Origin of the sequence: Clostridium hydrogeniformans DSM 21757, assembly GCF_000686705.1 — a bacterium.
Taxonomy (GTDB): domain Bacteria; phylum Bacillota; class Clostridia; order Clostridiales; family Clostridiaceae; genus Clostridium_Z; species Clostridium_Z hydrogeniformans.
The window spans coordinates 144641-157790 of record NZ_JMLJ01000011.1 but is presented as its reverse complement, the minus strand read 5'-3'; the positions used below and the strand labels follow the sequence as shown (position 1 = coordinate 157790).

Here is a 13150-nt window from a genome sequence, read left to right as displayed (position 1 = left end):
TTTTCTATACAATATAAATCATCTATAAGTTATATATATAGATATATTTAAAATATATGATTCAATAAAATTTCTTTATAAAACTATTTTAAAAACTTAAATTAGCTTATCATTCTAATTAACTTAGGTAAAGTAAAGAGGTCATAGCTTAGCTATAACCTCTTTGTATCATAAATTTTATGAATTACTATATAATTCTTCAAACTCTACTCCATCAACCTTCTCTTTTTCAAGAAGAACTGCTGCTAAAGCATGAAGCTTACTCATATGTTCTGTTAGTATATCTTCTGCTCTCTTATAAGCATTATCAACTAAACTTTTAATTTCTCTATCGATCTTAGATCCTACTTCTTCACTAAAGTTTCTTCCACGTCCAAGATCTCTTCCAAGGAACACTTCATCATGATCAGCTCCATAAGATATTGGTCCTAAAGCATCACTCATTCCATATTCCATAATCATTTTTCTAGATATGGAGCTTACTCTATCAATATCATTCTTAGCTCCTGTACTTATATCTCCTAAGATTAACTTTTCAGCAACTCTACCACCAAGTAAAATTACCATTTCATCAAGAAGCCAAGCCTTTGATGTGTAAGATCTATCTTCCTTAGGTAAGCTTAAAGTGTAACCTCCAGCCATACCTCTAGGTATTATACTTATTTCATGAACTGGATCTGCATTTGGAAGAGCTCTAGTAACAATAGCATGCCCTGCCTCATGATAAGCAGTTAATTTTCTCTCATGCTCATTCTTAACTCTACTCTTCTTCTCTGGTCCTGCTATAACCTTCATTATAGCATTTTCCATATGATCCATACTTATAACTTTATCTTCTTCCCTAACTGCAAGTAATGCAGCCTCATTAGATAAGTTCTCAAGATCTGCTCCAGTAAACCCTGGAGTTCTCTTTGCTAGTACATCTAGCTTAACATCATCTGATAAAGGTTTGTTCTTTGTATGAACCTTTAATATTTCTTCTCTACCTTTAACATCTGGAGCTCCAACAAGAATTTGTCTGTCAAATCTACCTGGTCTAAGTAAAGCTCTATCTAATATGTCAGGTCTGTTAGTAGCTGCAATCATAATTATTCCTTCATTAACACCAAAACCATCCATCTCAACAAGAAGTTGATTTAATGTCTGTTCTCTTTCATCATGACCACCACCAAGTCCTGCTCCTCTTTGTCTACCTACTGCATCAATTTCATCTATAAAGATTATACATGGTGCATTCTTCTTTGCTTGATCAAACAGGTCTCTAACTCTAGATGCACCTACTCCAACAAACATTTCAACAAAGTCAGATCCTGAAAGACTAAAGAATGGTGAATTAGCCTCTCCTGCAACAGCTTTAGCAAGTAATGTTTTACCTGTTCCTGGTGGTCCTACTAGAAGGACTCCCTTAGGTATTCTTGCTCCAAGGTCTGTGTACTTCTTAGAATTCTTTAAGAAATCCACCACCTCTGAAAGTTCTTGCTTTTCCTCATCTGCTCCTGCTACATCTTTAAATGTAACCTTTCTCTTATCTGGTGTGGCAAGCTTCGCTTTACTTTTTCCAAAGTTCATTACACCTCTGCTTCCTCCACCGCCTTGAGATTGTTGCATAAATAGAAACCATAATGCAAATAGCATTATTATAAGAACAACTGTTGGTATTATATTAATCCACCCTGGAAGTTGTGTTGGTGGCTCATATAACTCTTTTATATTATCATTTGGATTAGCCGCTATAAATTGAAACAGTCTTTGCGCTGGCACTATTGTTACATAAGTATTGCCATTACTTAATGTTCCCTCCACCGTCATATTATCATCTTTGAGCTTAAAGCTCTTTATGTTGTTTTGAGTCCATTGTTTTTGGAAATCATTAAATGGTATAGCATTACTTGACTTATTAGTCTCAGCCAAAGTTACTGCTGCAATTACAATCATTATTAGTACAGCTATCCAGGCCGTTAAACTTGAAAATTTTTTCATACTTGTTTGGCCCCCCTCTCTTTGAAATTACTGTAAAATAACTATAAAAATTTTAACATATGATTATTAGTATTACAACAAATTAAAAACTAATTATTTATAAACTTCTTCTTTAAGAACAGCTACAAAAGGAAAATTCCTATATCTTTCAGCAAAATCAAGTCCATATCCTACTAGGAAATGATCAGGAACAGTAAATCCTAAATATTTTGCATTAACCTCTACCTTTGTTCTTTCTGGCTTATGTAATAAAGCAGCTATTTCTACACTTTTAGGTTTTCTACCTTTTAAGTATTCCACTAAATACTTTAAAGTAACCCCAGAATCTATAATATCTTCAACAATTAAAACATGTTTATCTTCAATGTCATAATCTAAGTCTTTTAAAATCCTTACAACACCTGATGTTTCTGAAGAATACCCATAACTTGAAACTGCCATAAAATCTATGGATACTGGAACTTTAATCTCTTTCATTAGGTCTGACATAAACATTACTGACCCCTTTAAGACTCCAATTAAAACAAGATCTTTACCTTCATAGTCTTTACTAATTTTCTCTCCTAATTCCTTAACTTTAGCTTTAATTTGCTCTTCAGTAAGTAATATTTCCTTAAGATCTTTATGCATACATTTATTCCTCACTTTCAAATTTTACCTCTAAAATATATTTTGATTTTTTATTTATTTTAAACTTTTCACTAACTCTATATCCCACTATCCATCCTATGTTATCATTTATAAGAAGTAGTGGTATTTTGTCTCTATCTTCTCTATCTACTTTTAAATCTATAAATAAATCTTTTAACTTTTTACTTCCCTTCATTCCATATGGAGTAAATTTATCTCCATCTTCTCTTCCTCTTACCTTTATATTAAAGTCTAAGGAAGGAATTGAAAAGTACTTAATAAAATTAGAGCTTTTAAAATCTATCACTTCATTACTTCCTACAAGCCTTAATTCTACTTTATAATCTAAAAATTTTTCTTTAATTACTATTCCCTTTAAAAGTTCATCCTTATCTAAGTGAGTTATTGCTTTATAAATTGATTGCTTATTTACCTTTTCTTTACTTTTATTAAATCCTATAACTACATCACCATAGGTGTTACTAGCTATTAAACTTAAAGGTAAGTTTATACTCTTTCCTGTTTCTTGTCTACTTAGGGAAATTATATCATATATATGCACTCTCTCTATATTATATATACTTCCCTTAAGCTTCTCTATAGCTTTTCTTATAATTCTTGTAATAATCGCTTCATGTTCATTAAAAGCTTCCTTCTTAATAATTACCCTATTGTTTTTTAAAGAACAAAAAACACTAAATTTATTTTCACATATACTTTGAATATAATCATTGTCAACACTAAGGGTCTGTGAAAATCTATTTAGGGTATTTATAATATCTTCATTAAAATTTTTCTCAATATAAGGAATCAGCTCAAGTCTAACCTTGTTCCTAGAATATATGGTCTCTAAATTTGTCTTATCTATTCTAGGTGAAAGCTTATTATCCTCACAATATTTTTCTATTTCATATCTACTTAAAGATAGTATAGGTCTTATATAAACATCTTCTCTAACAGGTCTTATTCCCATAAGTCCTTCTATTCCTGTCCCCCTCATAAGTCTCATAATAACAGTCTCTGCCTGATCATTTGAGTTATGGGCCACTGCTATCTTATTAATATTAAACTCTTCCTTTAATTCATTAAAGAATTCATACCTAGCTTCCCGTCCTGCCATTTCACTTGATAATGCTTTTTCCTTAGCATAGCTATTTATATCTACTCTTTTTATATAGCAAGGAATTTTTAGGTCTCTGCAAAACTTCCTTACATACTCCTCATCCTTATTAGCATCCTCTCCTCTTAAACAATGATTTAAGTGGGCTGCCATTATCTCTATACCAAGTTCCTCTTTAAGTTCATTTAATATATGTATTAAACAAATAGAATCTGGTCCTCCTGATAAAGCAACTAATACCTTATCATTCTTAGATATCATATTGTTTTCTTTAACAAAATCTCTAACCTTTACTATCATTTCCCCACTTCCTAGTAATGTAATAATAAATTTATTATACCATAGTTTTTCAAATGTGAAGATATAAGTTTATTAATAAATAAAAGCACTCCAGAAGGAGTGCCTTAGTATAAATTATAAACCTTAGATACAATCACCGTCATGTCATCTTTGGCTTTGCCTCCACTTAAATCTTTAACCTTATTAATTATGTCAGTAGCTAAATCCTTAGGATTATTAGAAGTGTTTTTCCTTAAGTATGATAATATCCAATCTCCTTCAATAGAATCCATAATACCATCACTTATAGTTACTATCATATCTCCATTTCCAATATTTTTTTCTGTAACATCTACATCCACCTTATCTAAAACTCCAATAGGCAAAGTCTTAGAACTTATTACATCAACATCATCTCCTGATTTTATAAAGCTTGCTACCGCTCCTACCTTCATAAATGTCATTTCTCCACTATAAAGGTCTATACTATTTAAATCTAATGTAGAAAACTTATCCTCCTCTGAACATCTTATACTCATTACTGAATTAACAGTATTTATAGCAGTCTCTTTACTAAATCCCCCCTCAGTAAATTTTTCTATAAGCTCTACAGCCGCTTTACTTTCCCTATGAGCTTCAGGCCCTGATCCCATGCCGTCACTTAGGATTGTCATATAAGTTCCATCTTTTAATTTTCCATAGCTATAGCTATCTCCATTAAATTTCTCCCCTTCTTTGCTCTCTCTAGCTACAAAAGATGAAACATGAAACTTTGGAGTTTCCTCAAACCAAATTGTACATCTCTTAGTATTGCTATCTACTATGCACCCCTCATCTCCAACGCACATTAATCTTCCTGATGCCTCATTTATCAAAGGAAGAACCTGCTTTATACATTTTTCCTTACCACCACATGCCTCCTTAGTCAACTTTATATGAAGTCTTGAATTTCTGTCTTCATAACATAATATATCATTAACCTTTAGTGACTTTTTATTTAAAACCCTCCTTAAAGTTTTTTCAAGCTCTATATTAAAAGAAACCTCCTTATTAAAATCTTCTACAATCTCCTCTATGGTATTTGCCATATTCTTTACTTGTCCTGATAAAATCTCCCTTCCTTCACTTAATCTTTTTCTCCACATTTCACTTATAATATAATTATTTACAATCTCTTCTGTACAATTAATAAGCATAGTTCTTTTCACACATTTTTCTTGAAGTTGCCTTGGGATCTTATAAGTATTCTCTTGATAATTTTGTATAAGTTCCCCAAAGGCTATGTAGGTGTTGTGAAACTCCCTCTTCCAACATATATTCTTCATATCACATTTTCCACAAACCTTTTCCGCTAAATTTTCTATTAAAGAACTACTTTTCTGTTTCATAACCAGCCTGTCATTATCTACTAGGTCATTAAGTATAGTAGACGTAGAATTTAATATAGATGAAAATCCTTTTAGCTTCTCCTCAAAAACCTCCTTTATCTTTTCTATATAGTCTTGTCCTATAATCTCTTGTTTTCTTTCCCAGTCTAGCTCAACAATCCATCTATCATATATTCTTGCAGGTATTAAAAGAAAGACTCCTGATGTGATAACCCCTTCTATAATCTTTATATCTTCTGATATACCTGAGTAAAGTTTTAAAATGCAGAATATAACTAAATAAGCTAAGGCTGTAAGCCACTTACCTGTCTCCTTAAATACTCCAACTATTAGTCCACATACTCCATATATGCTTATAAAATTAATCATATTGTTAGAAGATACCCCAACTATTACTCCCATGGCCACTCCTGTAGCTGCTCCTACAGCACTTCCATTTATATATGAAATTATCATTATAAAAAATAATGCTAATAAATTTCTAAAGCTTACATTAAATATATCTAATCCCCAAGTTCCTGAAATAATAAGGGATAGAACTATTGCCATGCTTATTATTTCTTCATTTTTAAATAAATGTTTAGTTTTTATTTCTCCGCTGCATATTATGGCATAATCCATAATAAAATATATTGGGAAGATACAGGCTAAATGAAATATAGCAGTTAAAAGTACCACCGCTAATGTATAGTTATTTATCATATATCTGTATAAAATCATAATTCCTAACATAAATATCATAGAAATAAAAACCTTTTGAATTACTTTTAAAGATTTAATACCATAATTAATAGAAGTTATCCCAGCTAACATTATAAGATATAATGGTAATTCTCCTATGGTATTAAATAACGTCATATACCCTATAAAACTCCCCACTCCTACTGCCAAAGGTAACCTATCTTTCTTATGATTAATCATGGTTAATGCTAAAGCTACTCCAAATGGGGCTGTATTATTTATCATAGTAACCCTACTTATAAAAATAGCACTTATAAAATATGCTATGAACTTTAAATTAACTGTACTTTTTATAACCTTCTTCTCACTTCTATGTTTATTAATCCTTTCGTAACTGCTTACTTGCGCTCCTATCTGCATCTACTTACCCCCTACCATTTTTTGTAATTTTGTATTACTAATTATAGCAAACCCATTTGGAAGTTATTGTCATAAACTCTGCTAATTACAAAAAACCATATTACATAAATACAGAAATATAGAAAAAACAAAACACATAAATTACTTTATTTTCAATATATCTTTACCATGTTATCCACAACTCTCTATTGATTATCCACAATATATATACTCTAAAAAGTAATTTATAGCATATATTGTGTATATTATATTTATTTATAACTTTCTACCTTTGTCGTCATTGTCAAAAATAAGGATTAATTTGTGGATTAATTTTAGGAATATATTTTTCTCTCTCTTAAAACCTCGAATTTTAAAAATTAACTTATTTTTTTACCCTATATTTCTTCCAATAAACTTCAAAATCTATTTTTAAAACGAAAAATCATTTATATTAGTTTTGATTTAAAATATAGTTCATAAATGCTTCAACTCTGCAGTTTTAAAGAATTTATAAAAGAGTAAGTTAAGGTAAGTAATTAAAAATCTTGTAGTATTTTAGTTAAATTCCTATGTAAATTTTAATAATAAAAACCCTATAGGGTAGATTTTTAACTATCTACTCTATAGGGCATATTTTATCTCTAATAACTTCTTAGTATTTTATTTACAGATCTTAAATTTTTAACCCTCTACCTCTTGAATCTTAAAGTAAGAATTATTAAGCGCCTTCTAGGCACAGCTACCTATAGAAATAAGTCTCACTTTATTTTACTGGTCCTTTTATAGAACCTTAGATAAAAATTCCTTAGTTCTCTCATTTTTAGGATTTTCAAAAATATCTTCTGGATCTCCCTGTTCTAATATTTTTCCGCCATCCATAAATAGTATTCTATCCCCAACTTCTCTTGCAAATCCCATTTCATGAGTAACAACTACCATAGTCATTCCTTCTTTAGCAAGATCCTTCATTACATTTAAAACTTCTCCTACCATCTCTGGATCTAATGCAGAAGTAGGCTCATCAAATAGCATAACCTCTGGTTCCATGGCTAAGGCCCTAGCTATAGCAATTCTTTGCTTTTGACCTCCTGATAAAGATGATGGGTATGCATCTCCTTTATCCTTAAGTCCAACCTTATCTAAAAGCTTGTATGCTATAGTGGTGGCTTCTTCTCTACTAATATTTTTAACCTTCATAGGTGCCAAAATTATATTATCAATTACACTTTTATGAGGGAATAAATTAAACCCTTGAAAAACCATTCCCATTTTTGATCTAACCTTATCTATAGATATTTTTTCACTTGTAATATCCTCTCCATCAAAAACTATGTTACCCTTAGATGGATTCTCCAGTAAGTTTAAACATCTTAAAAATGTAGACTTTCCTGAACCTGAGGGACCTATAACAACAACCACTTCCCCCTTCTTTATATGCTCATCCACATTTTTTAGGACTTCATTACTCCCAAAGTTTTTACTTAAATTTTTAATGCGAATCACTTACCTTCATCCTCCTCTCAAAATAAGCTATTAGTTTTGATAAGCTAAAGGTTAAAATAAAATATATTGCTGCTGCTACTATTAAAGGCTCAAAAGGCTTAAATGTAGTACTTCTTACAATATCTGCATTAAACATAAGTTCCTTAATGCCTATAACAGATACTATAGAAGATTCTTTTATAATTGTTATAAATTCATTTCCTAAAGCTGGCAAAATATTCTTTAACCCTTGAGGAATTATTATATACTTCATAGCCATACCCTTATTCATACCTAAACTTCTAGCTGCCTCCATTTGCCCTTTATCAACAGCTTCAATACCTGCTCTTATTATCTCTGCAACATAGGCTGCGGAATTTAAAGATAGGGTTATTATTGCAGCGATTAAATCTGGAAAATTTGACCCCAAAAATGAAATACTATCAAATTTTATTCCAATAGCAGGAAGCCCATAGTATATTATAAGTAATTGTACTAATAAAGGTGTACCTCTGATAAATTCTATATAAGCAGTGGCTATACCCTTTACTAATTTATTGTTACAAATTTTCATTAAACATAGTGCAAGTCCAAGTATTATTCCTAATGCTATAGTAAAAAAGGCTAATATAATTGTGTACTTTACCCCTTCTAAATAATAAGGATAATACTCTGTAATAAATCCAAAATCCATATACTATTCTCCTTATCTACTACTCAACTAACTTATTTGCATTTACCACAAATTCATCAATCTTTCCTTCTTTAATTAATCTATCTAATGTTTTATTTATTGATTTCTTTAATTCTTCATTTCCTTTAGCTACAGCTACTGCTGATCCTTGTTCTTCTTTGTTAATATTAAAAGTAACTCCCGTTATATCTATATCTTTATTTTTGTCAGCATAAGCTTTTGCCACTGGTGTCTCTACCACAATAGCATCAACCTTATTGTTTTGAAGATCTAATATAAGTTCTGTTACCTTTCCTAGCATTTTAAGATCTGCTCCCTCAAGTTGCTCCTTAGCCAAATTTTCTTGAATAGATCCCTTTTGTACTCCTACCTTCACACCCTTAAAGGAAGACTTATCCTTAAACTTATACTTATTTTCCTTCTTAACCATAACTGAATGGTCTGCTGTATAATATATATTTGAAAAATCTACACTCTTACTTCTTTCTGGTGTAGGGTTCATACCGGCTAATACCATATCTACCTTCTTTGTTGAAATAGCTGCTAGTAATCCATCAAACTTCATTTCATTTATTTCAAGATCTGCTCCTAAATCTTTTGCTATTTCTTTTGCTATTTCAATATCAAAACCTACTACGGTATCTTTCCCATCTATTATTTTATGAAACTCATAAGGTGGATAATCTGCTGAAGTACCAACAACTATCTTTTTCTTATCAGTTACCTTTTCAGATTCTCCTTTTTTACCACATGCAATCATAGACATTCCTAAAATTGATATTAAGCTTAAACATATTATATTCTTTAAAAATTTTTTATTCATTTTATATAGCCCCCTTGTATAAACTCTTTTAACTTATGAATAATTATACAATAATCAAGTATAATTATGCAAGATATTTTTTGTTTTTATTTTAAATCTTTTCTAAGCTCGCTTATATAAACGTTTACAGGTTTGTGTTAAAATAACCAATAGGTATTTTTATGCATATATAATGCATATTCTATAATAAACCTTATATCACTTCACATTCTTTCTCCCATAAATTATAGTCAAGCTATTTCATAATTCTTATAATCCTTATTCTTATCCATGATCTAATTTATGTTATTAAGTTTTTAAGCCTAATAGATAACATAAATTCTAAATAATATATTTTTCTTTAATATTAATTTTTTACATAACAAAAAGAGTCCATGATAATCATGAACTCTTCTGGTAGCGGAAACAGGACTTGAACCTGCGACCCTTCGGGTATGAACCGAATGCTCTAGCCAACTGAGCTATTCCGCCATTTATGGTTGCGGGAGCAGGACTTGAACCTACGACCTTCGGGTTATGAGCCCGACGAGCTACCAACTGCTCCATCCCGCGATATTTGGTGCTGAAGACCGGAATCGAACCGGTACGGTGTTTAACCACCGCAGGATTTTAAGTCCTGTGCGTCTGCCAGTTCCGCCACTTCAGCATATTAAAACTATTAAATTAAATGGTTGCGGGGGCAGGACTTGAACCTACGACCTTCGGGTTATGAGCCCGACGAGCTACCAACTGCTCCACCCCGCGATATTTGGTGCTGAAGACCGGAATCGAACCGGTACGGTGTTTAACCACCGCAGGATTTTAAGTCCTGTGCGTCTGCCAGTTCCGCCACTTCAGCAAAATATTTGTTATGATTGAGAATGGTAGCGGAAACAGGACTTGAACCTGCGACCCTTCGGGTATGAACCGAATGCTCTAGCCAGCTGAGCTATTCCGCCATTTATGGTTGCGGGAGCAGGACTTGAACCTACGACCTTCGGGTTATGAGCCCGACGAGCTACCAACTGCTCCATCCCGCGATATTTGGTGCTGAAGACCGGAATCGAACCGGTACGGTGTTTAACCACCGCAGGATTTTAAGTCCTGTGCGTCTGCCAGTTCCGCCACTTCAGCATGTTATTTTCCTTCTCAATTCCTAGCGACATGTTTTATTATAAGCTAATTCAAAACATATGTCAACACTTTTTCTTTTTTTTATTAAAGTATAACTAATTTCTTCTAAAGTTCCATATTAAGCCTTTATGATAATGTCCATTAAAAAACCCTATGATTAAAAATCATAGGGTTATATCTCTAACCAAGGTTTCTTTTGCCTGAGCCTCTTCCTCTTGAATCTAAATTCTTCTTTACATCCTGAAGTCTTTCTTCACTGTCCTTTAAAAATTTAGACATTATATCTTCAAAATTTGAAGCTGACTTTCTACCTTTATCAGCTGACCAATCTACTTCCATTGGTTTAACTGATTTCTTCTTAGGGGTAGCTTGCTTTATAGATAAGCTTATCTTCCCATTATCATCAATAGAGATAACTTTTACCTTTACTTTATCTTGTTCTTTTAGGTGCTCTCTAATGTCTTTTACAAAACTATCTGCCACCTCTGAAATATGGACTAATCCTGTTTTGCCTTCAATTTCTACGAAAGCTCCAAAATTTGTGATGTTAACCACTGTACCTTCTAAAATGTTTCCTGCCATTAAGGTCATATTAAAAAGACTCCTCCTTAAAATAATTAATGTATATATTTAAATTTAAATATAAAACCAAATTTTGTTTACTTTTTAGCACTATCTATTACAGGAGTCTCCTGTTTCTTTATATACCCAAGTCTCTCTCTTGCCATTTTTTCAATGTAAAGGTCACTCTTAGATAACTCTACTTCATCCTGTAACTTTTGGTTTTTTTCTTTTAAAACCTCTAATTGGTCTTGTTGCTTAACAATTTCTTTTTTTATGTTTTTAATCTTTAGCTGTTGGCTAACAACACTAAATATACTATATGCCACTAATGAAATAATTATTATATTCTTAAATGTTAACCTCTTTTTCATTTATTATACTCCTACTTTTACATAAAAATTGAACTTTGTCATAAGTATATTGTAAGTTTTCTTTAACTTTTATTCAAGCTATTTTTTATATGTTTAATATTTATTTTTTGTATTTACTGTAAAATAATATCCTAAATGGATACATAATATGTTTAAATAGAACTCTAAAGGTTTTTGATATATATTTTATCATGCTATACTGAACCTTTAAAAAGATTTTACTTATTACCCGAATATAAAATAAAATTCCTAAACTTAAACATAAATAGACATAAGGTGTTATAAACGCATAATTGGTGTAAAGTAAAAATATAAACACTACAATAGAGCATAGTATCCAAAACAATATATCCTCTATTATTATAATGATTTTTATAGTGTTAAATCCTCTTAAAACTCTATACAGGTCAAATAGAACTCCAGTTAATAATCCGCCTAAAAAGCTAAAGAGAACTATTTTAACCTGCATATCTATAGATATTACCATACTACTTAAACAACCTCTTTAGTAAACTTCTATTATCTTTCTTTGCTTCAACACCTGAATATACATATGAATTTATACACCCTATAATTATTACCTCTCCATTTTGAACATCTAACTTATTCATTTTTAACTTCTCTCCCTTTATGGTAAGCCCACCGAGGAAAGTGTTTAATATTATCTTATCTTCATCAAAACTTAAAACTTCAATTACTCCTGTTAAGGATAGTTTTTTTCTATTCTCCATGGATAAGTTACTCTTTTTATCTTCTACATTTATTTCCTTCTTAACCTCCATATATAAACCCTCCATACCTATTTCCTTATCATATTATGAATTTTAAGGCTTATATATGACACTTTATTTTTGAAATCTTAGTAATTTTATTATTCTTTATCCTCTTCTCCCTGTAATATCTCATACATAGAATTTGCATCTTCTTTTCTAACATGTTCAGCTATATTAATTATTTTTGCTTTTAAATACTTTGATGCAAAAGCTATTTCTATTGTATCTCCCTCTTTTACATCAGTTCCTGCCTTTGCTACTTTTCCATTAATTGATACTCTACCACTTTCACATGCTTCCTTTGCAACAGTTCTTCTTTTTATAATTCTTGATACCTTTAAATACTTATCTAATCTCATAACTTTCCCTCCACATTTTTATCTAGAAACTTTAGAGTTTTACTCCCATCTTCTTAAGACTAAAATAGGAGTTGTAAAGTCCCTAAATTAATTTTACTTTATAATATATCTATAAATCTATTATATAATAAAAAAACCCGAGATACCTCGGGTTTTTAAGATAGTATAAATTATTTATTTACTCTATCCTTAAATTCTTTTCCTGCCTTGAATACAGGCACTATTGATGCTGGTATTATTATTTCTTCCTTAGTCTTTGGATTTCTTCCCTTTCTTTCTTCTCTCTTTCTAGCTTCGAAAGTTCCGAATCCTACTAATTGAACCTTATCTCCAGCTTCTAAAGCTTCTACAACACTTTCTATGAAGGCTTTTAAAGCACCCTCTGTATCCTTCTTTGTTAAGTTGCTCTTCTCAGCCATTTTTGTGATTAAATCTGCTTTATTCACTTTAACTTCCTCCTTAAATTTAGGGTATGATTAGAAAATACTAAA

At 31.1% G+C, this 13150-nt stretch carries 12 protein-coding genes, 8 tRNA genes and 1 pseudogene; all 21 read right to left on the bottom strand.

The window, feature by feature from the left end:
- Window positions 1–177 precede the first annotated feature (177 nt).
- The gene (ftsH, locus tag BR69_RS0107175; protein ID WP_027632575.1) at window positions 178–1980 is read right to left on the bottom strand and encodes an ATP-dependent zinc metalloprotease FtsH; all 1803 of its coding nucleotides are present in this window, start codon (window positions 1978–1980) and stop codon (window positions 178–180) included.
- A gap of 93 nt (window positions 1981–2073) precedes the next feature.
- Entirely contained in the window at window positions 2074–2610 is a 537-nt protein-coding gene (hpt, locus tag BR69_RS0107170) for a hypoxanthine phosphoribosyltransferase (protein ID WP_027632574.1), read from the bottom strand.
- A 4-nt stretch (window positions 2611–2614) separates the two neighbouring features.
- Window positions 2615–4030, bottom strand: a complete 1416-nt coding sequence (gene tilS / locus BR69_RS0107165; RefSeq protein ID WP_027632573.1) for a tRNA lysidine(34) synthetase TilS — start codon at window positions 4028–4030, stop codon at window positions 2615–2617.
- Between the two features lie 104 nt (window positions 4031–4134).
- Window positions 4135–6498 (bottom strand): stage II sporulation protein E, encoded by a 2364-nt coding sequence (gene spoIIE, locus BR69_RS0107160; protein ID WP_027632572.1) that lies wholly within the window; start codon window positions 6496–6498, stop codon window positions 4135–4137.
- Window positions 6499–7260: 762 nt separating this feature from the next.
- Window positions 7261–7983 carry an amino acid ABC transporter ATP-binding protein gene (locus BR69_RS0107155; RefSeq protein ID WP_027632571.1) on the bottom strand — a complete coding sequence of 241 codons (723 nt, stop codon included), beginning with the start codon at window positions 7981–7983 and terminating at the stop codon, window positions 7261–7263.
- Window positions 7970–8656 (bottom strand): amino acid ABC transporter permease, encoded by a 687-nt coding sequence (locus BR69_RS0107150; RefSeq protein ID WP_027632570.1) that lies wholly within the window; start codon window positions 8654–8656, stop codon window positions 7970–7972. The genes BR69_RS0107155 and BR69_RS0107150 overlap by 14 nt, the downstream gene beginning before the upstream one ends.
- Window positions 8657–8675: 19 nt before the next feature.
- A complete protein-coding gene (locus tag BR69_RS0107145; protein WP_027632569.1) occupies window positions 8676–9479 on the bottom strand; it encodes a transporter substrate-binding domain-containing protein in 804 nt (267 codons plus the stop codon).
- Window positions 9480–9873: 394 nt separating this feature from the next.
- Window positions 9874–9950, bottom strand: a tRNA-Met gene (locus tag BR69_RS0107140).
- 5 nt (window positions 9951–9955) lie between these two features.
- Window positions 9956–10031: transfer RNA gene (locus BR69_RS0107135), tRNA-Met, on the bottom strand.
- Window positions 10032–10036: 5 nt separating this feature from the next.
- A tRNA-Leu gene (locus BR69_RS0107130) sits at window positions 10037–10125 on the bottom strand.
- A gap of 22 nt (window positions 10126–10147) precedes the next feature.
- Window positions 10148–10223 (bottom strand) — tRNA-Met (locus BR69_RS0107125).
- A gap of 5 nt (window positions 10224–10228) precedes the next feature.
- Window positions 10229–10317: transfer RNA gene (locus BR69_RS0107120), tRNA-Leu, on the bottom strand.
- Between the two features lie 23 nt (window positions 10318–10340).
- Window positions 10341–10417 (bottom strand) — tRNA-Met (locus BR69_RS0107115).
- Between the two features lie 5 nt (window positions 10418–10422).
- Window positions 10423–10498: transfer RNA gene (locus BR69_RS0107110), tRNA-Met, on the bottom strand.
- 5 nt (window positions 10499–10503) lie between these two features.
- A tRNA-Leu gene (locus BR69_RS0107105) sits at window positions 10504–10592 on the bottom strand.
- 180 nt (window positions 10593–10772) lie between these two features.
- The gene (locus BR69_RS0107100) at window positions 10773–11183 is read right to left on the bottom strand and encodes a S1 domain-containing RNA-binding protein (RefSeq protein WP_027632568.1); all 411 of its coding nucleotides are present in this window, start codon (window positions 11181–11183) and stop codon (window positions 10773–10775) included.
- Between the two features lie 68 nt (window positions 11184–11251).
- Complete coding sequence (locus tag BR69_RS0107095) at window positions 11252–11527, bottom strand: FtsB family cell division protein (RefSeq protein ID WP_027632567.1); 276 nt, start codon at window positions 11525–11527, stop codon at window positions 11252–11254.
- 100 nt (window positions 11528–11627) lie between these two features.
- Entirely contained in the window at window positions 11628–11996 is a 369-nt protein-coding gene (yabQ, locus tag BR69_RS20140; RefSeq protein WP_242840666.1) for a spore cortex biosynthesis protein YabQ, read from the bottom strand.
- Between the two features lie 19 nt (window positions 11997–12015).
- A complete protein-coding gene (yabP, locus tag BR69_RS0107090) occupies window positions 12016–12309 on the bottom strand; it encodes a sporulation protein YabP (protein ID WP_027632566.1) in 294 nt (97 codons plus the stop codon).
- A gap of 89 nt (window positions 12310–12398) precedes the next feature.
- Complete coding sequence (locus BR69_RS0107085) at window positions 12399–12659, bottom strand: RNA-binding S4 domain-containing protein (RefSeq protein WP_027632565.1); 261 nt, start codon at window positions 12657–12659, stop codon at window positions 12399–12401.
- A 170-nt stretch (window positions 12660–12829) separates the two neighbouring features.
- Window positions 12830–13120, bottom strand: a pseudogene (locus BR69_RS0107080) (HU family DNA-binding protein); the annotation flags it as partial.
- Window positions 13121–13150: the final 30 nt, after the last annotated feature.